General features: G+C 66.4%; 20 protein-coding genes. 7 read left to right on the plus strand and 13 right to left on the minus strand.

The features are described from left to right. Positions 1 to 78 precede the first annotated feature (78 nt). Entirely contained in the window at positions 79 to 1,455 is a 1,377-nt protein-coding gene (locus tag QM470_RS12825; RefSeq protein ID WP_283339531.1) for an efflux RND transporter periplasmic adaptor subunit, read from the plus strand. Further along, positions 1,452 to 3,575, plus strand: a complete 2,124-nt coding sequence (locus QM470_RS12830; RefSeq protein ID WP_283339533.1) for a site-2 protease family protein — start codon at positions 1,452 to 1,454, stop codon at positions 3,573 to 3,575. The genes QM470_RS12825 and QM470_RS12830 overlap by 4 nt, the downstream gene beginning before the upstream one ends. 125 nt (positions 3,576 to 3,700) lie before the next feature. On the opposite strand, the gene QM470_RS12835 is transcribed toward QM470_RS12830, so the two are convergent. From QM470_RS12835 to QM470_RS12845, 3 genes are all read right to left on the minus strand, one after another. After that, the gene (locus tag QM470_RS12835; RefSeq protein WP_283339535.1) at positions 3,701 to 4,573 is read right to left on the minus strand and encodes a plasmid replication/partition related protein; all 873 of its coding nucleotides are present in this window, start codon (positions 4,571 to 4,573) and stop codon (positions 3,701 to 3,703) included. 154 nt (positions 4,574 to 4,727) lie between these two features. Further along, positions 4,728 to 6,110, minus strand: coding sequence for a prephenate-dependent tRNA uridine(34) hydroxylase TrhP (gene trhP, locus QM470_RS12840; protein WP_280011818.1), 1,383 nt, complete (start codon positions 6,108 to 6,110; stop codon positions 4,728 to 4,730). 252 nt (positions 6,111 to 6,362) lie between these two features. Continuing rightward, positions 6,363 to 7,256, minus strand: a complete 894-nt coding sequence (locus QM470_RS12845; protein WP_283339579.1) for a LysR family transcriptional regulator — start codon at positions 7,254 to 7,256, stop codon at positions 6,363 to 6,365. A gap of 226 nt (positions 7,257 to 7,482) precedes the next feature. On the opposite strand from QM470_RS12845, the gene QM470_RS12850 reads away from it, so the two are divergent. Continuing rightward, positions 7,483 to 8,247: a TSUP family transporter gene (locus QM470_RS12850; RefSeq protein ID WP_283339536.1), complete on the plus strand. Its 765-nt coding sequence runs from the start codon at positions 7,483 to 7,485 to the stop codon at positions 8,245 to 8,247. Positions 8,248 to 8,387: 140 nt separating this feature from the next. Here the strand turns inward: QM470_RS12850 and tolA are convergent, their stop codons facing one another. From tolA to QM470_RS12895, 9 genes are all read right to left on the minus strand, one after another. After that, complete coding sequence (gene tolA / locus QM470_RS12855) at positions 8,388 to 9,542, minus strand: cell envelope integrity protein TolA (protein ID WP_272970307.1); 1,155 nt, start codon at positions 9,540 to 9,542, stop codon at positions 8,388 to 8,390. A gap of 63 nt (positions 9,543 to 9,605) precedes the next feature. Continuing rightward, the gene (locus tag QM470_RS12860) at positions 9,606 to 10,037 is read right to left on the minus strand and encodes an ExbD/TolR family protein (RefSeq protein WP_272970306.1); all 432 of its coding nucleotides are present in this window, start codon (positions 10,035 to 10,037) and stop codon (positions 9,606 to 9,608) included. Positions 10,038 to 10,050: 13 nt separating this feature from the next. Beyond that, on the minus strand, positions 10,051 to 10,755 hold the full coding sequence (gene tolQ / locus QM470_RS12865; protein WP_272970305.1) for a protein TolQ: 705 nt from the start codon (positions 10,753 to 10,755) through the stop codon (positions 10,051 to 10,053). Beyond that, on the minus strand, positions 10,752 to 11,171 hold the full coding sequence (locus QM470_RS12870; RefSeq protein WP_283339537.1) for a YbgC/FadM family acyl-CoA thioesterase: 420 nt from the start codon (positions 11,169 to 11,171) through the stop codon (positions 10,752 to 10,754). Before QM470_RS12870 ends, tolQ begins: the two co-directional genes overlap by 4 nt. 8 nt (positions 11,172 to 11,179) lie before the next feature. Then, the gene (locus tag QM470_RS12875) at positions 11,180 to 12,376 is read right to left on the minus strand and encodes a pyridoxal phosphate-dependent aminotransferase (protein WP_283339538.1); all 1,197 of its coding nucleotides are present in this window, start codon (positions 12,374 to 12,376) and stop codon (positions 11,180 to 11,182) included. A gap of 82 nt (positions 12,377 to 12,458) precedes the next feature. After that, positions 12,459 to 13,061: a transcription antitermination factor NusB gene (nusB, locus tag QM470_RS12880; RefSeq protein WP_280011824.1), complete on the minus strand. Its 603-nt coding sequence runs from the start codon at positions 13,059 to 13,061 to the stop codon at positions 12,459 to 12,461. A 3-nt stretch (positions 13,062 to 13,064) separates the two neighbouring features. Next, positions 13,065 to 13,529 carry a 6,7-dimethyl-8-ribityllumazine synthase gene (gene ribH / locus QM470_RS12885; protein ID WP_218334277.1) on the minus strand — a complete coding sequence of 155 codons (465 nt, stop codon included), beginning with the start codon at positions 13,527 to 13,529 and terminating at the stop codon, positions 13,065 to 13,067. Between the two features lie 6 nt (positions 13,530 to 13,535). Next, positions 13,536 to 14,657, minus strand: coding sequence for a bifunctional 3,4-dihydroxy-2-butanone-4-phosphate synthase/GTP cyclohydrolase II (gene ribBA, locus QM470_RS12890; RefSeq protein WP_283339539.1), 1,122 nt, complete (start codon positions 14,655 to 14,657; stop codon positions 13,536 to 13,538). 198 nt (positions 14,658 to 14,855) lie between these two features. Further along, entirely contained in the window at positions 14,856 to 15,152 is a 297-nt protein-coding gene (locus QM470_RS12895) for a 2Fe-2S iron-sulfur cluster-binding protein (protein WP_066539487.1), read from the minus strand. 491 nt (positions 15,153 to 15,643) lie between these two features. On the opposite strand from QM470_RS12895, the gene QM470_RS12900 reads away from it, so the two are divergent. The 3 genes from QM470_RS12900 (at position 15,644) to QM470_RS12910 (ending at position 20,088) form a co-directional block, all read left to right on the plus strand. Continuing rightward, entirely contained in the window at positions 15,644 to 16,567 is a 924-nt protein-coding gene (locus QM470_RS12900) for an SDR family NAD(P)-dependent oxidoreductase (RefSeq protein WP_283339540.1), read from the plus strand. A 164-nt stretch (positions 16,568 to 16,731) separates the two neighbouring features. Further along, positions 16,732 to 18,264 carry a glutamate--cysteine ligase gene (gshA, locus tag QM470_RS12905; protein ID WP_283339541.1) on the plus strand — a complete coding sequence of 511 codons (1,533 nt, stop codon included), beginning with the start codon at positions 16,732 to 16,734 and terminating at the stop codon, positions 18,262 to 18,264. 171 nt (positions 18,265 to 18,435) lie between these two features. Then, entirely contained in the window at positions 18,436 to 20,088 is a 1,653-nt protein-coding gene (locus tag QM470_RS12910; protein WP_279999084.1) for a methyl-accepting chemotaxis protein, read from the plus strand. 131 nt (positions 20,089 to 20,219) lie between these two features. Here the strand turns inward: QM470_RS12910 and QM470_RS12915 are convergent, their stop codons facing one another. Next, positions 20,220 to 20,450 carry a hypothetical protein gene (locus QM470_RS12915; protein WP_066539002.1) on the minus strand — a complete coding sequence of 77 codons (231 nt, stop codon included), beginning with the start codon at positions 20,448 to 20,450 and terminating at the stop codon, positions 20,220 to 20,222. Positions 20,451 to 20,533: 83 nt separating this feature from the next. On the opposite strand from QM470_RS12915, the gene ylqF reads away from it, so the two are divergent. Further along, complete coding sequence (gene ylqF, locus QM470_RS12920) at positions 20,534 to 21,472, plus strand: ribosome biogenesis GTPase YlqF (protein WP_283339542.1); 939 nt, start codon at positions 20,534 to 20,536, stop codon at positions 21,470 to 21,472. Positions 21,473 to 21,517: the final 45 nt, after the last annotated feature.

Below are 21,517 nucleotides of genomic sequence, written 5' to 3' on the forward strand. Positions count from 1 at the left end.
ACAACTGCCAGCGCACAGGCCGAACCGGCCAAGAGCAGGCTACGAGGACAGAGTGAGGATGTCGCAGTGAATGCCCCGATGACGTCAGGCAGCGTGCACCCCGCCGTGCTGCTGCTGGAATTGGGCCACCGGGCCCGGCAGGCACAGACGGTGCAGGAACTGGAGTTTCTGCTGGTAAATGACACCCGCCTGCTGCTGCCCTACCGCCAGGCCGTATGGTGGACGCAGGAGGGTGGGGTGCAAACCCTGTCCGGGGTGGTGCAGCCGGATGCAAATGCGCCCTATGCCCAGTGGGTGGTGCAAGTTTGCCGGCACATGGCGCAGCACCAGCCACGGCTTGGCGCTTTCACCGCGGCCGATGTACCACCCGAGCTGGCGGCGCAGTGGTCGCAGTGGTGGCCCGCCCATGCCGTGTGGTTGCCGATGTCGCAAGCCACCCCGGGCACCCCGGGCTCTACGCAGGGTGAGGCGGCATCTGCCGGCCTGCTGCTGGCGGGCGCGGAGCCGTTTCCCGCAGACCGGCTGCCGGTTTTGGGCGAATGGTGCAGTATGTGGGGCCATGCGTGGCGGGCCTTGCAGCGCCGGCGCATGGCATCGCCGCGGCAGTGGTGGGCGCACCTGCGCCAGCAGCAGGCACAAGCGGCCTGGTGGAAACGGCCTGCGGTGTGGGCCGTGGCGGCTGTGGCGGTATTGGCAGTCTGGCCGGTGCACCTGACCGTGCTGGCACCGGGCGAGCTGGTGGCAGCGCAGCCGGCCGTGCTGCGTGCCCCCATGGATGGGGTGGTGGAGCAGATCCATGTGCAGCCCAATGAAATGGTGAAGCAGGGCCAGTTGCTGTTCAACCTGGACGAGGCACAGCTTGCCAGCCGGCTGGAAGTGTCGGAGCAGGCCCTGCAGACGGCCGAGGCGGAGTACCGTCAGTTTGCGCAGCTGGCGCTGGGCGATGTGCGCTCCAAATCCCAGCTGGCAGCGCTGGCCGGCAAGATTGGCGAACGTCGCGCCGAGCAGGCGTTTCTGACCGAGCAGCGCCAGCGCGCCCAGGTGCTGGCGCCGCACGATGGCATGGTGTTGTTTGATGCCCCGTCGGAATGGATAGGCAAGCCGGTGCAGACCGGCGAGCGCGTGATGCGCATTGCCCAGCCCGATGCGGTGGAGGTGGAAGCCTGGTTGCCGATTGGCGACGCCATTGCGCTGCAGCCCGGTGCCCCGGTGCAGCTGTACCTGGCGGCCGACCCCTTGGCGGCCGTGCAGGCCCAGGTGCGCTATGTGGCCTATGACGCCGTGGCCCGCCCGGACGGCCAGTATGCCTACCGTGTGCGTGCACAGCTGGTGCAGCCGGGCACACAACGCATCGGCCTCAAAGGCACGGCCAAGCTGCAAGGGGAACGGGTCAGCCTGGCCTATTGGATGGTGCGCAAGCCCTGGGCCAGCATCCGCCAGTGGGTGGCGCTGTGATCGGAGCACCTGCCCCCTGGCAGCCCTTGCGGGAGGAACTGGACCTGCTGCCCGGTCCGGCCTTGCCCGACGGCCAGCCCAGCTGGACCTTGCACGACCCGGTGCGCAATCTGTTCTTTCAGCTGGACTGGGCCAGCTTTGAAGTGCTGCGCCGCTGGGACATGGCCGACGCCCAGGCCATGGCACGCGATATTGCGGCGCACACCACTTTGCAGGTGACTGCGGCGGACGTGCAGGTGCTGCAGCAGTTTCTGCTGGGCAACGAGCTGCTGCAGCCGCCTCCCCATGGTGCGCCTGCGCTGGCCGAAAAGTGGCACAGCCGGCGTGGTGGCTGGTCCCAATGGCTGCTGCATAACTACCTGTTCTTCCGGGTGCCGCTGCTGCGCCCGGACCGCTGGCTGGGGCGCTGGGCGCCCCGGCTGGATTTTCTGTTTCGGCCCGGCTTCTGGTGGCTGACGCTGGCCGCCTTCCTGTGGGGGCTGTGGGGCGTGGTGCGTTCCTGGGAAGTGTTTCACGCCACCCTGGTGGACATGTGGAGCCTGCAGGGTCTGCTGGCCTATGGCGTCACCTTGCTGGGCGTGAAATGCCTGCACGAGCTGGGCCATGGCATTACCGCCAAGCGCTACGGCTGCCGGGTGCCCACCATGGGGGTGGCGTTTCTGGTGCTGTGGCCCGTGGCCTATACCGATACCAACGAGGTCTGGAAGCTGACGCGCCGTGACCAGCGGCTGAAGGTGGCGGCAGCGGGCATCACCACCGAGCTGGTGATTGCCGTGTGGGCCTTGCTGGCCTGGCTGTGGCTGCCCGATGGCTGGCCCAAGGCCATGGCGTTCTTGCTGGCCACGACCACCTGGGTGAGCACGGTGCTGATCAATGCCAGCCCCTTCATGCGCTTTGATGGCTATTTTCTGCTGTCGGACTATCTGCAGATGCCCAATCTGCACAGCCGTGCCTTTGCCCTGGCCCGCTGGGATCTACGCGAGCGGCTGTTTGCGCTGGGCGAGGCCCCGCCCGAGCGCTTTGCCCCCACGCGCCAGCGCATGCTGATTGCCTTTGCGTGGGGCACCTGGATTTACCGCTTAGTGCTGTTTCTGGGGATCGCGGCCCTGGTGTACCACTTCTTCATCAAGGCGGTCGGGATTTTGTTGTTTGCGGTGGAAATTGTGTGGTTCGTTGCCAAACCGGTGTGGTCGGAAGTGAAAGCCTGGCGGGAGCGCAAGGCGCAGATTGCGCACAGCCGCCGTGCGCGTTGGAGTGCGGCGCTGGCGGTGGGGTTGCTGGCCTTGCTGGTGGTGCCCTGGCCGGTGCCGGTGCTCGGCAGCGGCATGCTGCAGTCCGGTGCGCAATGGCAGCTGCATGCGCCTGAGGCCGCACAACTGGCGCAAGCCCCCTTGGCCGAAGGCAGTGCGGTGGCGGCCGATACCGCCGTGTTTGCGTTGACTTCACCCGCCTTGCAGGCGGCCGCCCAGCAGAACCAGGCGCGTTTGCGGCAGGTGGTGCAGCAGTCGGCAGCCGCCGGCATGGACGGAGAACTGCGCCGCGACTGGCAGGTGTGGCAGGACCGCCAGGCCGAGGCCCTGGCACAGCAGGCGGCGCTGGACACCGATGCCGCGCGCTACCAGTTGCAGGCAGGCGGCAGCGGCGTGCTGCGCGATGTGGACCCGGACCTGCAGGCCGGCGAATGGGTGGCCCGCAGGGAGCTGCTGGGCCGGGTGGTGGACCTGCAGAAGCTGGAGGTGGTGAGCTATGTGGCGGAGCAGGAACTGCACCGCATACGGCCGGGCGACAGCGGCCTGTTCATCACCGAAGGGGCGGGGGGCGCCGCACTGCCGGTGCGCGTGCGCAGCATTGACCAGGATGCCAGCCGCAGCCTGAACGAAGGGGCGCTGTCCGCGCAGGCGGGTGGCAATGTGCCGGTGCGCAACCAGCAGGGGGTGCTGTACCCCGAGCAGCCGGTGTACCGGGTGGTGCTGGATGTGGTGAACACGGAGGCCTTGCCCACCTGGGCGGCCCAGCACCGCTGGCGTGGCCGGGTCAGCATCCGGGGGGCCTGGGAAGCGCCAGGGGCGCAGTTTGTGCGCACGGCGGCCAGCGTGTTCTGGCGGGAAGCAGGGTTTTAGCGCGGGGTGGCAGGGCCACGGTGTGCCGTGGCGGTCCTGCCGTAGGGCCATGGCCCGTCATGGCCTATGGACCCCGCATGCCGCTGACCATGGCGGCATGCGGCGCACCGCGGGGGCTTTAGACCTTAGACCTGTTCGGCCAGCAGTTCCTGCAAGGTCTTGACCTGCAGCTTCAGACGCTCGTTCTCGGCTTCCAGCTCGGCCACGCGGGCCTGCAACTCTTCGGCCGATGCCTGCGGAGCGGCTTCGGCGCCTTCCTCGGCTTCCGGTTTTTCGGCCTTGGGCTTTTTCTTGGCGTCACGCACGCGCTTGGCAGCCTGTTTCAGGCCGTCGGCGCCTTCGGCGGCCACGGCCTGCTGCTCTTCCATCGGCAGGGTGGCGACCACGGCGGCAGCGTTCAGCGTCAGCTCGCCGGCGCGCACGGCGGCGACCACTTCGGGCGCGGCCTTTTCCTGGATGGTTTCGATCATCTTGACCTGGCCGGCCGACAGGCGGGCGGCGCGGGCCAGGGCTTCGCGGGTGTCCAGGGCCTGGTCGGGCACCTTGGGCATAGCGGCCAGGGTCCGGGCGACCACCGGGTCGGTGTCGCCTTCCCAGGGGGCTTCCGCAGTGGCTTCACCGGCCTGGGCCTTGGCGGCGTTCACGGCAGCAGCGGCCGCGGCGCGGCGTTCGGCAATGATTTCGCGCTTGCGCAGGGCCAGCACGCCGCGCTGGAAGTCGGACACGCTGCGGCGGCCCAGGTGCTGGTCGATCATCCACAGGTGGATGTCTTCCATGTTCTGGAAACGTTCGTTCTGGATGGTCTTGAACGGCAGGCCGTGCTTTTGGCAGATGCCAAAGCGGTTGTGGCCGTCCACCAGGATATTGCCCCACAGCACCAGGGCGTCGCGGCAACCTTCGTCGAGGATGCTGCGCTCCAGCGACTCGTGCTCGTCGGGGGTCAGGGGGTCGATATAGGCCTTGAGTTCGGGCAGAACCTGGATTTCTTCTGGATTCACTTGTCGTTCCTTGTCTTCAGGCAATCAGAGGCAAAAAGAGGCAAAGGCCCCGAGGGGCCTTGCAGAATCAGGGGCTGCCTGCGCGCATGGGGCGCGGACTTCAGTACTTAATCGTGCCGAAGTGTTCCGTGCCTGGGCACAGGAAGCCGTGGTCTTAGGCTTGCTCGGGGTGCAGCAAGCGGGCAATCAGTGCACCTTCCCACGGGCCTTCCATCGGCACGCGCACGCGGATGGGGTTGCCCTGGGCCACCTGGACCGGCTCGCCTTCCAGATTGAACATCTGGGTCAGCTGGACGCGGCGGTTGCCTGTGGGGTGCACGACCTCAATGGTATCGCCCACGGCAAAACGGTTCATGGTTTCAATCTCGACCATGCCATTCACGTAATCGCGCACCTGGCCCACAAAGTGGCTGCGCTGCAGCACCGAGGTGCCGGTTTCGTAGTTCTGGTAGTCGTTGGCGGGGCGGCGCTCCAGCAGGCCGCCGGTGTAGCCGCGGTTGGCCAGGCTTTCCAGCTCGGTGATCAGGTGCGGGTTGAAGGGGCGGCCGGCCACGGCGTCGTCGATGGCGCGGCGGTAGGTCTGCGCGGTGCGGGCCACGTAGTACAGGCTCTTGGTGCGGCCTTCGATCTTCAGCGAATCGACGCCGATCTTGGTCAGGCGCTCCACATGCTCCACGGCGCGCAGGTCCTTGGAGTTCATGATGTAGGTGCCGTGCTCATCTTCCATGATGGGCATCATCTCGCCGGGACGGCCTTTTTCTTCCAGCAGGTAGATGGCATCGGCCTTGGGGTGGCGGTTGCCGTCCCCGCAGGTGCTGGTGAACTGGTTGTCGGCGTCGTTCTTGGCGTCTTCGAAGTTGAAGCCCTTGTCCATGGCCTGGGCCAGGGCTTCACCGGTGTTGGGATCGACCTGTGCGTCGTGCGTCTTGTAGTCCCAGCGGCAGGCGTTGGTGCAGGTGCCCTGGTTGGGGTCGCGGCGGTTGAAGTAGCCGCTCAGCAGGCAACGGCCCGAGTAGGCAATGCACAGCGCGCCGTGCACAAAGACTTCGATCTCCATGTCCGGGCATTCCTGGCGGATCTTTTCGATCTCGTCCAGGGACAGCTCGCGCGAGAGGATGATGCGCTCCACGCCCATCTTCTGCCAGAACTTGACGGTGGCGTAGTTGGTGGTGTTGGCCTGCACGGACAGGTGGATCACCGCCTCGGGCCACTTTTCCTTGACCATCATGATCAGGCCCGGGTCGGCCATGATCAGCGCGTCGGGCTTCATGGCGATGATGGGCTCGATGTCACGCAGGTAGGTGCGGATCTTGTCGTTGTGCGCAATCACGTTGCTGGTCAGGAAGAACTTCTTGCCGCGTGCGTGCGCTTCCTGGATGCCCTGGGCGATCTGTTCCATGCGGAACTCGTTGTTGCGGGCGCGCAGACTGTAGCGCGGCTGGCCGGCGTACACGGCATCGGCGCCAAAGTCATAGGCGGCGCGCATTTTGTCGAGCGAGCCGGCGGGCAACAGGAGTTCGGGGGCTTTGAGGGTCATGATGGGGCGTATTGTCCTGCAAACCGCCCTCCCGTGTGTCAGGGCGGGCAGGGTGCCCGCAGGGGTTTCAGGGGCTGTTACTTCTCCGTCTGGCACAGCTGTTGCCACCGGATTGGGCAGGCTGCATGGGCGCGTCCGCAGGCCATGTGCAGGCCATGCGCAGCGCGTAATGCTGCTGTGCAGCAAAAGGCACGTGTCCCCGGTTGCCGCCGCTTGCGCCAGGTGGGGCTGGTGGGGTATGTGGCAGCGGGCTCAGCGGATGCTGTGCTGCTGCAGATGTTCCAGCAGCAGCTGGGCATGTGCCGGCAGCTGCACGCCGGGCCGGGTGCACAGCAGCAGCTGACGCTGGGCCCAGGGGTCCTGCAGGGCAATCGCCCGCGCGCCGTTGCGGCCCGCATGGCGGCGTGCGGCCGAAGCCGGCAGCACGGCCACACCGGCGCCCTGGCCGACCAGCTGGCAGATGCTGTCGAACTGCTGCAGCTGCACGCGCCAGCGCAGCGGCTGGCCCAGTTGCGTGGCGTGGCGCTGCACCAGGGCCTGCAGGGCAGAGCCACGGGGCAGGCCAATCCAGTCCTGTGCCAGCAGCTCGGCAAGTCGCAGCGACATGCGGCGTGCCAGCGGGTGTTCCACCGGCAGCACGGCCACCAGCGGATCGGGGCGCCAGGGCTCGGCCTGGATGTCGCCGGTGTCCACCGCATCGCTGGCAATGCCAATGTCGCACAGGCCCTGGCGCAGGCCGTCCAGCACGGCTTCGCTGCGGCACTCCTGTAGTTCCAGCGCCACGCGCGGCTGGGCCTGCAGAAAGCCGGCCACGGCCTGTGGCAGGTGTTCGGCTACGGCCGAGGTGTTGCCGCGCACCCGCGCCTGACCGGCCAGGCCGTTGCCGAAGTCCGCCAGATCACCGCGCAGATGCTCCATTTGCTGCAGCACCTGGCGTGCGTGCTGGCCCAGCGTATGGCCGGCGGCCGTGGGACGCACGCCGCGCGCACCGCGCTCGAGCAGGGGCGCACCCAGCTGGGCTTCCATGCCGCGCACGCGCTCGCTGGCCGAGGCCAGCGTCATGTGCGACAGGCCCGCTGCCGCCGTGAGCGTGCCGCTGTCCAGGATGTGGACAAACAGTTGCAGGTCGGTGAGGTCAAAGCGCATGGAGGGCAAGGTGGGCATGGACAAAGAGGGGCGGAACAAGGCTCAGGGTGGGCCTGAGTCTGGCTGCAGCACTTCCGCATTGTGGTGTCAGTGTAGGCGCAGAAGAATGGCGCAGGAAAAGTGTTTGGTTAGGACATGTTGTGATGCAAAAGGTTCAGTTTGAAACGAAGGCTGCTGCGGCCGCCATGGCAGCCATGGCAGCCATGGCGGCGCAGGAGGCGAGCGCATGAACGCCGATCTGCTGGCCCAGCCGGGGCTGCTGCTGGGGGCCGTGCTGGTGTTCGCGCTGGCAGGGGTGGTCAAGGGCGTGGTGGGTCTGGGTCTGCCCACGGTCTCCATGGCGCTGCTGGCGCTGTTCATGCCCACGGGGCAGGCCGCCGCCTGGCTGCTGCTGCCTTCGCTGGTGACCAATGTGCTGCAGATGCGGCCGGCGGCATCGCTGGGGCCGGTGTTGCGCCGGCTGTGGCCCATGCAGCTGGGCGTGGTGGTGGGTACGCTGGGCGGGGTGTGGTGGTGGGGGCCGCTGGGCCAGGCCGCCGGGGCACGCACCTTGCTGGGAGCAGCGCTGGCGCTGTATGCGCTGTGGGGCCTGTGGGGACGTGCGGTGACGCTGCCGCACAGGCACCAAGGGTGGCTGGGGGCTGTGGCTGGCCTGGTGACCGGAGGCATCACGGCGCTGACCGGTGTGTTTGTGGTGCCGGCGGTGGCCTATCTACAGGCCTTGCAGCTGCCGCGCCAGGCGCTGATGCAGGCCATGGGGCTGAGCTTTACGGTCTCCACGCTGGCCCTGGGTCTGGGGCTGAGTGGTCTGGCGGGCGGCAGCGGCCCGCTGGATGGCGCGGCACTGGGGGCGTCGGCCGCGATGCTGCTGCCCGCGCTGCTGGGCATGGCTGCAGGGGAGCGGCTGCGATCGCGTCTGTCGGCCACGGCTTTCAAGCGGGTGCTGATGGGCAGTTTGCTGGCACTGGGGGCTTACATGCTGTTCGATTAGTCGCGGCGAAACCGCTGTGCCGCTGCATGGCATGGCATGGCATGGCATGGCAGCATGTCTGCAAAAGAAAAGGGTTTGAAGGTGAAAACACCTTCAAACCCTTTTTTTGCGTGCGCTGTCGCAGCGTGGCTTGTGCAGACTCAGTCTTGCGGACGGAAGCCGATCACCAGGGTGGGCGGCACCTTGCCATCCACGTCCTTGGGTAGGGAATCGGTCTTTTGCACGGCGCGCACCACGGCATCGTCCCAGGCCTTGTTGCCGCTGGACTTGATCAGGCGGGCGCTGATGATGTCGCCGCCGGGCGCGGTGCGCACCTCGACTTCGGCACGCGGGTTGCCGCTGATGGCGTCCGGATAGACGATGTTGGGCTTGACCTTGGCCGCCACCTTGGCGCCATAGCCAGCCGACGGGCCATGGCCGCCGCCGGCACCGGTGCCCGCACCGGAACCATTGCCACCGCCCTTGCCGGCGTTGGGACCGCTGCTGCGCTCGGCCGAGCCACTGCCGCCCGAACCGGCCAGACCGGCCATGCGCGCCATGTTTTCCTGGCGCATCTTTTCTGCGGCGGCTGCGTCCTTGGCGTCCTTGGCCGCCTGTTCCTTCTTGCGCTTGTCGTCAGCGGCCTTCTTCTCGGCCTTTTCCTTGTCGGCCTTCTCTTTCTCGGCCTTGTCCTTTTTCTCTTTTTCCTTCTGCAGCTTGTCCTTCTCGGCCTTGTCCGCCTTTTCTTTTTCCAGGCGGTCCTTCTTCTCCTGCTCTTTCTTCTGCTTTTCCTTCTCGGCCTTGTCTGCTTTTTCCTTTTCCAGGCGTTCCTTGCGCTCTTCCTCGGCCTGCTCCTTCTTTTCTTTTTCCTTTTGCAGGCGCGCTTTTTCCGCCTTCTCGGCCTTTTCCTTGGCCTGGCGTTCTTCCAGCTCGCGCTTGTCCTTCAGCTCCTGCTGGCGCTTCTTCTCCAGCGCCAGCTCGGCCTCATGGGCCTGCTGCTCGGCTTGCAGCTGTTGCGGCGTGGGCTTGGGCGGCACCACCACGGGTTCCGGCTCCGGTGGGGGTGGGGGCTTGACGGGCTCGGGCTCCGGCTCGGGTTCCGGTGGCGGCGTGGGCGCACGCGGGGCGGCTGCCGTGGGCATTTCCGACCACAGCTCGGCTTCCACAGCGGCTTCACCCACTGCTTTGGGCGGGCGCACGTTCCACACGAGCGCCACGATCAGCAGGATGTGCGCCGCCAGTGCCATCAGCCAGGCGCGCAGGTACTTGCTGCGGCGGGGTGGGGCAAAGGGGTCGTTTTCGTAGCGGGATGACATGGAATCGGGTGCGGTGCTAATAGTTGCGGGCCGGCGGGCGAAAAGCCGCCGCCGGCCCGGAGGTCACTTGCCGGCGGCGGACTTGACACCCAGGGCCACGCGCTTGACGCCGGCTTTCTGGAGTTCGCCCATGGCGTTGACCACGGTTTCGTAGGGCAGGGCTTTGTCTGCCTGGATCATGACGGCGCTGTCCTCGGGCTGGCCGGATTGCCAGCTGGCCGCCGCCAGGCCCAGTTCCTGCAGCGTCACGGTCTGTTCACCATTCGGTGTCTTCAGGCGCACGGAGCCGTCCTTGTCGATCAGCACATGGGCCACGTTCTGGACCGGTGGCTTGGTGGACTTACCGGCGCTGGGCACGTTGATGGCACCGGGCGTGAGCATGGGGGCCGTGACCATGAAGATGATCAGCAGCACCAGCATCACGTCGATGAACGGCACCATATTGATTTCGTTGACGGTGCGGCGGCCTTTGCCGCGGGAGCTGACTGAGGGCATGGGGCGGCTCCGATCAGTGGCCCGACGCCGTGCTCTGGCCCACGCCGCTCACATTGCGCTGCAGGATGTTGGAGAACTCTTCGATGAAGGTTTCCTGCTGGCTGGCAACGCGGTCAATCTTGTGGGCGTAGCGGTTGTAGGCGGTCACCGCCGGGATGGCGGCAAACAGGCCCATGGCGGTGGCGACCAGGGCTTCGGCAATGCCGGGGGCCACGGTGGCCAGCGTGATCTGTTCCATGTTGGCAAAACCGGTGAAGGCGTGCATCACGCCCCAGACCGTGCCGAACAGACCGACGTAGGGGGCCACGGAGCCCACGGTACCCAGGAAGGGCAGGCCGGATTCGACCTCGTCCATCTCCCGCTGGAAGCTGGCGCGCATGGCGCGGCGGGTGCCGTCCATCAGCGTGTCGGCGCTGGTGATGCGGCGTTCGCGCAGCTTCTGGTATTCGCGCATGCCGCTGGCGAAGACACGTTCCATGGGGCCGCCGGTCTTGGCGTTCTTCATGGCGCTGATGTAGAGATCGTTCAGGCTGGTGCCGGACCAGAAGTCCTGCTCGAAGCTGTCGTTCTGCGCACGCACTTTGTTGAGCGTCTGCATCTTGCGGAAGATCATGGCCCAGCTGGCGACCGAGGCGGCCACCAGGATCAGCATGACGAGTTGGACCACCCAGCTGGCTTGCAGCACCAGGTGGAGGATGGACATGTCTTGGTTGTTCATGAGAGTTGTTCCAGGATGCTGGCAGGAATACGGGCAGGGCGCATGCTGGCCGCATCCACCCAGCCAATACGGATGGTGCCTTCACTTAACAGCTGAGGCGGGCCATCGGATGACATGGTGTGTTGTAACAAAGCCTGTTGGGCAATGGTGATGGAGGCGCGGCCCGCCGATTGCAGCCGGGCCGTGACCCAGAGCTGATCGTCCAGCCGCGCCGGGGCGACATAGTCCACCGCAGCATGGGTTACGACAAAGAAGCCGCCGGTTTGTTCCCGCAGCTTTTGCTGTTCGATACCCAGCGCGCGCAACCATTCGGTGCGGCCGCGCTCGAAGAAATGCAGCATCCGGGAAGGGTAGACCGTGCCGCGGGCATCGGTGTCTTCCCAGTAGATGCGCAGGGGAAAGCGAAAGGCCGTCATGGGGAAGCTCAGGCCAGCAGGCGTTCCATGCGGGCCACGGCTTCCTGCAGCTGGGCCATAGAATTGGCTGTGGAAAAGCGGATGTGGCGCGCGGTGTCGGCCGTGCCGAAGTCCCGGCCCGGTGTGGCCGCGATATGGGCTTGCTGCAGCAGCGCATGGGCAAAGTCCCAGCTGCAATTGGCGCTCGGCGCCACGCCCAGCTTGGGTGCCACCTGGGAACAGTCAGCCCAGGCGTAGAACGCTCCGTCGGGCATCACCGGCACGGACAGGCCCAGGCGGTTGAGCTGGGGTAGGAAGTAGTCGCGGCGGGCCTTGAATTCGGCACGGCGGCGCTCGAACTCGGCAATGCTTTCGGGCGCAAAGCAAGCCAGGGCAGCATGCTGCGAGATGGTGGACGCGCAGATGAACAGGTTCTGGGCCAGGCGCTCCACCACCGGCACCATGGCGTCGGGCACCACCATCCAGCCCAGGCGCCAGCCCGTCATGTTGAAGTACTTGCTGAAGCTGTTGATGCTGATGATGTCGTCGTCCATGGCCAGGGCGGTCTGGCCGAAGGCGTCGTCGTACGACAGCCCCAGGTAGATCTCGTCGACGATGGTGATGCCGCCCTTGGACTTGACCACCTCGTGGATGCGGCGCAGTTCGGCCGGGTCAATGGACGTGCCCGTGGGGTTGGAGGGCGATGCCAGCAGCACGCCGCGCGTCTTGTCGCCCCAGTGGGCCTGCACCTGGGCTGCGCTGAGCTGGAAACGTTCGGCTGCGCCCGACGGAATCAGCTTGGCCGAACCCTCTGCGGCGCTGACGAAGTGGCGGTTGCAGGGGTAGCTGGGGTCCGGCATCAGGATTTCATCGCCGGCCTCGATCAGGGCCAGGCAGGCCAGCTGCAGCGCGGCGCTGGCGCCGGCGGTGACTACGATGCGGCGTGCGGGCACGTCCACACCGAAGCGGCTGGTATACCAGCCGCTGATGGCTTCGCGCAGCGGCTCCAGGCCCAGCGCGTTGGTGTATTGCGTGGCGCCGCTGCCGATGGCGCGGGCCGCGGCCTCCTGCACCAGGGCGGGTGCAGTGAAATCGGGTTCGCCAATGTTCAGAAAGATCACCGGCTGGTCGGTGTGGGCCACTTCACGGGCCAGCGCCTGGGCGGCCTTGGCCACCTCCATCACGTAAAACGGTTCAATGCGTTGCGCGCGGGTGGAAAACTGCATGGGCTCTTCAAGGGGGCGGCGGTGCCGCAGAACAAAAAAGAAAAAAGGCAGCGTTCCGGTGGGAAGGCTGCCTGGCAGGAGATCAGGCCTGGCTGTCCTGGGCGGGCTGGTCGGCTGCGGGTTCGGCCTTGGCGGCCTGCTCCGGCTTGCCGGCGCCGTTCTGGCCCTTGTCGGCGGCCACTTCGGTGGGGCGTAGCGTGGGGGCCAGGGCGTGGAGAACGCCGTTCACGTACTTGTGGCCGTCGGTGCCGCCAAATTCCTTGGCCAGCTCGATGCTCTCGTTGAGCACCACACGCCAGGGCACGTCGGGGCAGTGCAGGAATTCATAGACGCCAATCCACATGCAGGCATGCTCGATGGGCGAGAGCTCTTCCATGCGGCGGTCCAGCTTGGGGGCGATCAGCGCATCCAGGTCCGCAGCGGTTTCGATGCAGCCGTGCAGCAGTGCGTCGTAGTGGGCCGTGTCGCACTTGTGAAAGCCCGCCAGGTCGCGCGTGAACATATCGATGGACGTGGCGTCGTTGCCACCCACGATGTGCTGGTACAGCGCCTGCAGCGCGAACTCGCGCGAGCGGCTGCGGGTGGACTTGGAGGCCGCCTTGCGCACACCGGTGCTGGTCACGCCCTTGCGGGGCTGGCGGGGGGGACGGCTTTTGGCCGATGTGGATTGGGTGTCGTCGCTCATGGCTTATTTCAGGGTGCGGAGCAGACAGGCCATTTCGATGGCCACGCGGGCGGCATCGGCGCCTTTTTCGGTCTGGCGGGCGATGGCCTGCTCCAGGTTCTCGGTGGTGATGATCGCGTTGGCGATCGGAAGACGGTAGTCCAGGCTTAGGCGGGTCACGCCGGCGCCGGATTCATTGGCCACCAGTTCAAAGTGGTAGGTCTCGCCGCGGATGATGCAGCCCAGGGCCACCAGGGCGTCATAGCCGCCGCGCTCGGCCAGGGCCTGCAGCGCCACGGGCACTTCCAGTGCGCCGGGCACCAGCACGTGGTCAATGGCGTCGGCGGCCACACCGGCTTCCAGCAAGGTCTGGGTGCAGGCCTGGGCCAGGGTGTTGGTGATGCTTTCGTTCCAGCGGGCCTGGACGATGCCAATGCGCAGACCTTGGCCGTTCAGTGCGGAGGCGTTGCCTTTTTCAGCGTGCAGCATGTCGCTTTATTCCTTGGTGATGTAACCGGTGATTTCCAGGCCGTAGCCGGCCATGCTGGGCATGCGGCGGGGCTGGCCCAGCAGCTTCATTTTGTGCACGCCGCATTCGCGCAGGATCTGTGCGCCCACGCCGTAGGTGCGCAGGTCCATGCGGCCGCGTTCGGGCGCCTGGGCCGAGCGGGCCTTGCCGTCGAACTGCTCCAGCAGCTGGGCAGCACTTTCGCCGCAGTTCAGCAGCACGGCCACGCCCTGGCCTTGGCGGTCCAGGTACTGCAGGCTGGTGTCCAGACCCCAGGAGTGCATGGAGCGGTTGACTTCCAGCGCATCCAGCACGGACAGCGGCTCGTGCACACGCACGGGAACTTCGTCGGTTTCGCTCCAGCTGCCCTTGACCAGGGCCAGGTGCACGGCGTGGCTGGGTTTGTCGCGGAAGGCGTGGCAGGTGAATTCGCCATAGGGCGTCTGGATGGCACGGCTGCCCACTTTTTCCAGCAGCGATTCGGTGCGGCTGCGGTACTGGATCAGGTCGGCAATGGTGCCGATCTTCAGACCGTGTTCCGCGGCAAACAGCTGCAGATCGGGCAGGCGGGCCATGGTGCCGTCGTCCTTCATGATCTCGCAGATCACGGCCGAGGGGGTGCAGCCGGCCAGGCCGGCCAGGTCGCAACCGGCTTCCGTGTGGCCGGCGCGGATCAGCACGCCGCCGTCCACGGCCTGCAGCGGGAAGATGTGGCCCGGTTGCACCAGGTCGGTGGGCACTGCGTCCTTGGCCACGGCCGCCTGCACGGTGCGGGCGCGGTCGGCGGCGGAAATGCCGGTGGTCACGCCTTCGGCGGCTTCAATGGAGACGGTGAAGGCGGTGCTGTAGACGGTGCCATTGCGTGCAGCCATGGGCGGCAGCTTCAGGTATTCGCAGCGTTCGCGGGTGAGCGTCAGGCAGATCAGGCCCCGGCCGAACCGGGCCATGAAGTTGATGGCTTCGGGGGTGACGTGGTCGGAGACCAGCACCAGGTCGCCTTCGTTTTCGCGGTCTTCCTCATCCACCAGGATGACCATGCGGCCTGCGCGCATGTCGGCAACGATCTCTTCCACCGGCGAGATGGCGACGGGGTTCAGGGGGGTATTCATGAGAGCTGTTTCCTTGGGGCCTGGTGCTGTGGCAACAGAAGGCGTATGGCGTCCAGGGCACTGACACATGGTGCCCAAGGACACCCCCAAAGAACGCTATGCGCACGGCCACTACCGTACGAGAGAGGGCGCCGGATGGTGCCCGCCTCGGAATCCCGCCATTCTAGTGCAGCGCAGCAGCTGTGCGCCGCAGAAGGTTTAGCGGGAGGGGTCCTGCAGCACCACATCGCCATCCGGAATGGCCACGCAGGGCAGCACGCAGCCTTCGGCTTTTTCCTCGGCGCTCAGGCCGGGCCATTCCACGGCGTAATGCACGCTGCCGGACACCAGCTGGCCGATGCAGGTGCGGCAGGTACCGTTGCGGCAGGAGCTGGGCCAATCCAGCCCGCCTTGCTCCATGGAGTCGAGCAGGGACTGGTCGGCCCAGGCATCGCACTGCTGGTCGCTGGGGCTGAGGCGGGCGATGAAAAAGGGCGGAGCGAATTCGGAAGACATGGGCAGCAAAAAAAGGAGCGCTCCATGGCGCAAACCCTGCATTGTGGCCGAGCCTGGATTCGGCGGGCAGCGGGCGGGATTTGACTTGGTGTTAACCCGTGCATGCCTAAAAAATGGGCGCAGCAAATGGAAGTGTGAAAAATCAAGCACTTAGCGTCCAGGAATCCGCGCTTGCGAAAGTTGTCCACACAGTTTTCCAACGCGGTTGGTGACAACTTTGTCAGACAGTGCGCTGCCTAAAAAACAGGCATAAAAATAAAATCGTTCAAAATCAACGGCTTGGAATTTTGTTGTAACAGTGTCCCATGCTTATCCGCAGGCCTTTGCCGCGGAGATGGGGATAAATCGGCGCGGGTGTCTGCGGTGGCTGTGTGCGGGGGTGCACAGTCGCTTGGGCTACTGCGGCGCTGCCCGCCGCCGCGTAGAGTGCGCGGCGTAGACGCCCGCAGCGGGTGGCAAAAAGCACGCAGATCCAACAGGAGACAAACACCATGCAAGCAGATGAACTGGACTTTCAGGGCCGTGTGGCCATCGTGACCGGCGCCGGGGGCGGCCTGGGCCGTCAGCACGCGCTGGCACTGGCACGCCGCGGTGCCAAGGTGCTGGTCAACGACCTGGGCGGCGCGCTGGACGGCAGCGGTGGTTCGGTCGGCGCGGCCCAGGCCGTGGTCAATGAAATCGTTGCCGCCGGTGGCGAAGCACTGGCCAATGGCGCATCGGTGACCGATTTCGATGCCGTGCAGGCCATGGTGCAGCAGGCCGTGGATGCCTGGGGGCGGGTGGACATTCTGGTCAACAACGCCGGCATCCTGCGCGACAAGAGCTTTGCCAAGATGGACATGAGCGATTTCCGCCTGGTGATCGAAGTCCATCTGATGGGCGCCGCCAACTGCTGCAAGGCCGTGTGGGCCCAGATGCAGGCACAGAACTATGGCCGCATCGTGATGACGACCTCGTCCTCCGGGCTGTATGGCAACTTTGGTCAGAGCAACTACGGTGCGGCCAAGCTGGCCCAGGTGGGACTGATGCAGACCCTGGCCATCGAAGGCGCCAAATACGGCATCCACGTCAACGCGCTGGCGCCCACGGCGGCCACGCGCATGACCCAAGGCCTGCTGGGGGAAGAGGCGCTGCAGGCGCTGACGCCCGAATCGGTGGTGCCGGCCATGCTGGTGCTGGCGCACGCATCGGCGCCCACGCGCACCATTCTGTGCGCAGGTGCGGGGTCGTTCGAGGCGGCCCACATCACCTTGACCCAGGGCGTGCACCTGGGCGAGGGTGAGACCGTGCCCGAGCAACTGGCCGAGGCATTGCCCCAGGTGCTGGACCGCACGCAGGAGCAGGTGCCGCAAAGCGGCCAGGCGCAAAGCCGCCTGGAGGTGGGCAAGGCCTTGCAGGCCCGGGCGCTGGCCTAAGCACAAGCCGGGCGGGGCTGCGGCGGCGGCCCGGACCGACACAGTCCGGGTGTGGTTAAAACCGGGGGGGACACGCCACTGGTTACATTTGCCTATCATCGGCGGCCCATGGCCCGGCATGCTAAGTTCGGGCCCCGCAGTACTGTGCACCGACACCAGCCAGCATGAACCATACCGCAGCCTTCTCTTCGCTCCCTGATGCCCAACGCCTGGCAGGAATCCGCCGTGGCATTGAGAAAGAAGGCTTGCGTGCGCTGTCGAACGGGGGGCTGGCGCTGACGCCGCACCCCGCCGCGCTGGGTTCGGCACTGACCCACCCCCACATCACCACGGACTTCAGCGAATCGCAGTTGGAGCTGATCACCGGCGCCCGTCTGGGTGTGGACGAATGTGTGCAGGAGTTGCAGCGCGTGCACCAGTTTGTGCACCGCACGCTGGATGCCCAGTGTGACGGCGAGCTGATGTGGGCCTCCAGCATGCCCAGCGGGCTGCCCATCGATGAAACCATTCCGCTGGGGCGCTATGGCAGCTCGCATGTCGGGCGCTCCAAAAGCGTCTACCGCATGGGCCTGGGCCACCGCTATGGCCGCCGCATGCAGACCATTTCGGGTATCCACTACAACTGGTCGTTGCCGGGGGTGTCCAGTGACGAATACTTTGCGCTGATCCGCAATTTCCGCCGCCACGCCTTTGTGCTGCTGTACCTCTACGGTGCATCGCCGGCGCTGTCTCCCTGCTTTGTCGAAGGCCGTTCGCACCAGCTGCAGCCCATGGGCAGCGAGGGCAGGGCGTTCTACCTGCCTTATGCCACCTCGCTGCGCATGGGGCGCCTGGGCTACCAGAGCGATGCCCAGTCCAGCATCAGCGTCAGCTACAACGGCTTGGAAGGCTATGCCAATTCGCTGTACGACGCGCTGACCCGGCCTTACCCCGCCTACCAACTGGTGGGCGTGCGCAACCCGGGCGGCGACTACAACCAGCTGGGCACCAGCCTGCTGCAGATCGAGAACGAGTTCTACGGCACCATCCGTCCCAAGCGCACCGTGAAGAGCGGAGAGCGCCCGCTGCATGCGCTGCGCGAGCGCGGCGTGGAGTATGTGGAAGTGCGCTTGATGGACATCGATCCCTACGAGGATGTGGGCATCCGTGCCAGCACCATGCGGATGCTGGACGTGTTCCTGCTGCACTGCCTGCTCAGCGACAGCCCGCCAGATTCGCCGCAGGAGATTGCGGAGCTCAAGCACAACCAGCACCTGACCGCCGAGCGCGGCCGTGAGCCCGGCCTGCACCTGGTGCGCGCCGGCCGGGAGGTGGAGATGACCGCCTGGGCCGATGAGGTGCTGCAGGCCTGCCGGCCCATTGCGCAGGCGCTGGACCAGGTGCACGGCACGCAGGATTACACCGAGGCCCTGGAGCTGGCACTGGCCCGTGTGCAGGACAGCAGCCTCACGCCGTCGGCCCGCGTGCTGGTCGACATGGCCCAGCACTACGGCAACAACTTCAACGCCTTTGGCCTGGCCCGCTCCCAATGGGCGCGCGACCAGTTGTTGCACCGCCCCTGGAGTGCGGCGGATGAGGAGCAGTTTGCGGCCTGGGCGGCCGAATCGGTGCAGGCCCAGCAGGCCATCGAGGCCGCCAGCGTGGGCAGTTTCGAGGACTGGCGCCAGAACTACATGGCGCCCCAGCAACTGGGCTGAGTCTGGCGTGGCTGCAGCCTGTGCTTGGCACGGGCGTGGACGGCCTAAGCTGGGTGCATGAATCTGCGATGACAGCATCGCGGGCATGTGACATGCGTTTGTAACACGCTGTCACTACATTGCCGGACAGAAGCTGCCCCGGTGGGCGGCACAGGGTGACACCCGCCAGCCATGTCCACTGCCACATTGCGTTTGCATCCGCCCCGCCGCTCCGTGTGGGCGCACCTCCAGAACCTGTCGGTCGCCCGCAAGATCGGCATGGTGTTCCTGGGACTGCTGCTGTCCAGCGCACTGGTTGCCGTGGCCCTGCTGTGGCAATTGCAGCGCGTGAACCAGGAAGTGGCTCAGGCTACGGCCCACAGCGAGCAGCGCATGCTCTGGGCCGTGCGCTGGCAGGCCCTGACCAACCAGGCACTGGAAGTGGCGCTGGCCGGGGTGCAGTCCGCCGAAGAAGCGCTGATCGCCAGTGCCAACGACAAGGCCCGCACCTTGTGGAAGGCCGCCGAGCAGGCGCGCGAAGCCATGGCCCAGCGGATCAGCGATGGCGACGACCGCGCCCTGATGGACGAAGCCCAGGCCGGGCAGGCCCAGTTGCTGAAGCACTATGAAGCGGCGTTCAAGGCGCGCGATCTGGGGCAGGCCTGGGAAGTGCAGAAGCTGGTGGACCAGGCCTTGTTGCCGGCCGCCAAGGCGCAGGTCGCGGTGTTCGAGCGCCTGATCGCCCTGCAGGAAACCCACCGAAGCGAGGTGCTGGAAGCCGGCGCCCGCCAGCGCCAGGCAGCGCTGTGGTGGGCCGTGGCCATCTACGGCAGCCTGCTGGTGCTGGGTGTGCTGGTCTCGGGGGCACTGGTGCGCTCGCTGACCCGTCCGCTGCACGAAGCAGTGGCTGTGGCCCGCACCATTGCACAGGGGGACTTGCGTGTGCGCGTGGACAGCCAGCGCACCGACGAAGTCGGGGTGCTGCTGCAGGATCTGGGCCGCATGGCCCGCCAGTTGCAGACGGTGGTGGCACAGGTGCACGACGGAGTGGAGGCGGTGACCGAGGCTTCGGGCCAGATTGCCGCCGGCAATGGGGAGCTGGCCGAGCGCACGGCCCAGACGGCCGACCACCTGCACCGCAGTGTGGAGCGCATCGAGGAAGTCACGCTGACCCTGATGCAGACCGCTGAAACCGCCTTGCAGGCCGACCGCCTGGCCGCCGCCGCTGCGGCCTCGGCCCGCCAGGGGGGAGATGCGGTGCGCGATGTGGTGGACAGCATGCAGGGCATTGCCGAGCGCAGCCGTGAGATTGCGGCCATCACCGGCGTGATCGATGGCATCGCTTTCCAGACCAATATCCTGGCGCTCAATGCCGCGGTGGAAGCGGCACGTGCAGGCAGCCAGGGCCGGGGGTTTGCGGTGGTGGCCACCGAGGTGCGTGCGCTGGCCCAGCGCAGCGCCGAAGCGGCCAAGCAGATCAAGGCGCTGATCGGCGATTCGCTGCGCCAGGTGGATGGCGGGGTGCTGCTGGCACGCCAGGCTGGCGGCCGCATGCAAGGCATTGTGGGCGATGTGGCCCAGGTCGGGCAGCTGATTGCCGAGATGGCCCAGGCCTCCACCGCCCAGCGCGATGGCATTGCCCACATCCACAGCGCGGTGCTGGAACTGGACGGCATGACGCGCCAGAACGCGGCCATGGTGCAGGCCTGCAGCCAGGCCACCGATACCATGCAGCAGGAAGTGGGACAGCTGGTGCGCGAAGTGGGGGTGTTCCGCCTGGAGCCGCGTGCCTTGCCCCGGGCTGCCGTGGCTGCTGCGCAGCAGCCGGTGTTGCTGGCGTCCTGAGCACGCAGTGGGCGGGGGCACCGCCCAGGTGCGGTGTCTGGGGCGGTATCCGGGGGGAAGCCAGGGGCAGGCGCTACAGAGGCGGCGCCGGACGCACTCCGGCAGGGTCTATGGCCCGAAGGCCGACTCCGTCAGCCGCGCCGCTGGCGCAGGCGGTGCAGACCTTCCTTGCCGATGAAGGCCAGGCCCAGTGCCAGGGCGAACCAGCCCACCACCCGGGCCTGGGCAAACATATCGCGCAGCGGTGTGGCGCCCATGAAATGGGGTGCGATCAGCAGCACCAGTCCGATCAGGGCCAGGATCACCCCTTTGACCAGGGTGTCATTGGCAGTGGGTTTGCGGGAGGGAGAGAAGAAGGCCATGGCGCAGTAGATGACGGGAGAACAGGGTTGCGATTATCCTTGCGCCCCCGAAGACACCTGACATTCCCGTAGAAAGACACTCCATGGCCATCCAGTGGTTTCCCGGTCACATGAACCTGACGCGCAAGCTGATTGCCGAGCGCATCAAAGAAATCGATGTGGTGATCGAAGTGCTGGATGCGCGTCTGCCAGGCTCCAGCTTCAACCCGCTGCTGCAGGAGCTGACGGGCCACAAGCCCCGCGTCAAGCTGCTCAACAAGCAGGATGTGGCCGATCCGGTGCAAACCCAGGCCTGGCTGGAGTGGTACAACGCCCAGCCCGAGACCCGCGCCATCCCCATGGATGCGGAGGAGGCCGCGCCCGCCCGCCGCCTGGCGCAGGCCTGCCGCGAACTGGCGCCCAACCGGGGTGGTCTGGCCAAGCCGCTGCGCGTGCTGATCTGCGGCGTGCCCAATGTGGGCAAGTCCACGCTGATCAATTCCATGAGCAACAAGCGCCAGGCCAAGGCCGCCGACGAAGCTGGTGTGACCAAGGACGAGCAGCGCATTGTGCTGGACGATGACTTCTATCTGTGGGACACACCCGGCATGCTGTGGCCGCGCATCATCGTCGAGCAAAGCGGCTTCAATCTGGCGGCTGCCGGTTCGGTGGGGCGCAATGCCTACGACGAAGAGCTGGTGGCGCTGGAGCTGCTGCTGTACCTGCAAAAGCACTATGCGCAGAACCTGGAAGACCGCTACAAGCTGGGCTGGGGCGCTGAGAAGATTGCGGCCGCCCACGACGACGAACTGCTGGAAGCCATAGCCCGCAAGCGCGGCGCCGTGATGAGCGGCGGGCGCGTGAATACGCAGAAAGCGGCCGAGCTGGTGATCACCGATTTCCGCACCCACATTCTGGGTCGCATCACGCTGGAAACCCCGGCCGAGTTCGCGCAATGGGTGGCCGCAGGCGAAGCCGCCGAGCAGCAGCGCCAGGCCCTGGCCGAAGCCAAGAAAAAGCAGCGCAAGGCGGCACGGCGCTGACACGGCGGCGGGGGCATTGCCGGCATGGACAATGCCCCCGAAGCT

The organism is Comamonas sp. 17RB (assembly GCF_030056555.1).
Lineage (GTDB): Bacteria > Pseudomonadota > Gammaproteobacteria > Burkholderiales > Burkholderiaceae_C > Comamonas > Comamonas terrigena.

What these genes read in the sequence shown, in the direction of transcription:
- QM470_RS12825 (WP_283339531.1), top strand. Translation starts at nt 79, where the DNA reads ATGACGTCAGGCAGCGTGCACCCCGCCGTGCTGCTGCTGGAATTGGGC.
- trhP (WP_280011818.1), bottom strand. Translation starts at nt 6,110, where the DNA reads ATGACCCTCAAAGCCCCCGAACTCCTGTTGCCCGCCGGCTCGCTCGAC.
- QM470_RS12845 (WP_283339579.1), bottom strand. Translation starts at nt 7,256, where the DNA reads ATGCGCTTTGACCTCACCGACCTGCAACTGTTTGTCCACATCCTGGAC.
- QM470_RS12850 (WP_283339536.1), top strand. Translation starts at nt 7,483, where the DNA reads ATGAACGCCGATCTGCTGGCCCAGCCGGGGCTGCTGCTGGGGGCCGTG.
- tolA (WP_272970307.1), bottom strand. Translation starts at nt 9,542, where the DNA reads ATGTCATCCCGCTACGAAAACGACCCCTTTGCCCCACCCCGCCGCAGC.
- QM470_RS12860 (WP_272970306.1), bottom strand. Translation starts at nt 10,037, where the DNA reads ATGCCCTCAGTCAGCTCCCGCGGCAAAGGCCGCCGCACCGTCAACGAA.
- tolQ (WP_272970305.1), bottom strand. Translation starts at nt 10,755, where the DNA reads ATGAACAACCAAGACATGTCCATCCTCCACCTGGTGCTGCAAGCCAGC.
- QM470_RS12870 (WP_283339537.1), bottom strand. Translation starts at nt 11,171, where the DNA reads ATGACGGCCTTTCGCTTTCCCCTGCGCATCTACTGGGAAGACACCGAT.
- QM470_RS12875 (WP_283339538.1), bottom strand. Translation starts at nt 12,376, where the DNA reads ATGCAGTTTTCCACCCGCGCGCAACGCATTGAACCGTTTTACGTGATG.
- nusB (WP_280011824.1), bottom strand. Translation starts at nt 13,061, where the DNA reads ATGAGCGACGACACCCAATCCACATCGGCCAAAAGCCGTCCCCCCCGC.
- ribH (WP_218334277.1), bottom strand. Translation starts at nt 13,529, where the DNA reads ATGCTGCACGCTGAAAAAGGCAACGCCTCCGCACTGAACGGCCAAGGT.
- ribBA (WP_283339539.1), bottom strand. Translation starts at nt 14,657, where the DNA reads ATGAATACCCCCCTGAACCCCGTCGCCATCTCGCCGGTGGAAGAGATC.
- QM470_RS12895 (WP_066539487.1), bottom strand. Translation starts at nt 15,152, where the DNA reads ATGTCTTCCGAATTCGCTCCGCCCTTTTTCATCGCCCGCCTCAGCCCC.
- QM470_RS12900 (WP_283339540.1), top strand. Translation starts at nt 15,644, where the DNA reads ATGCAAGCAGATGAACTGGACTTTCAGGGCCGTGTGGCCATCGTGACC.
- gshA (WP_283339541.1), top strand. Translation starts at nt 16,732, where the DNA reads ATGAACCATACCGCAGCCTTCTCTTCGCTCCCTGATGCCCAACGCCTG.
- QM470_RS12910 (WP_279999084.1), top strand. Translation starts at nt 18,436, where the DNA reads ATGTCCACTGCCACATTGCGTTTGCATCCGCCCCGCCGCTCCGTGTGG.
- QM470_RS12915 (WP_066539002.1), bottom strand. Translation starts at nt 20,450, where the DNA reads ATGGCCTTCTTCTCTCCCTCCCGCAAACCCACTGCCAATGACACCCTG.
- ylqF (WP_283339542.1), top strand. Translation starts at nt 20,534, where the DNA reads ATGGCCATCCAGTGGTTTCCCGGTCACATGAACCTGACGCGCAAGCTG.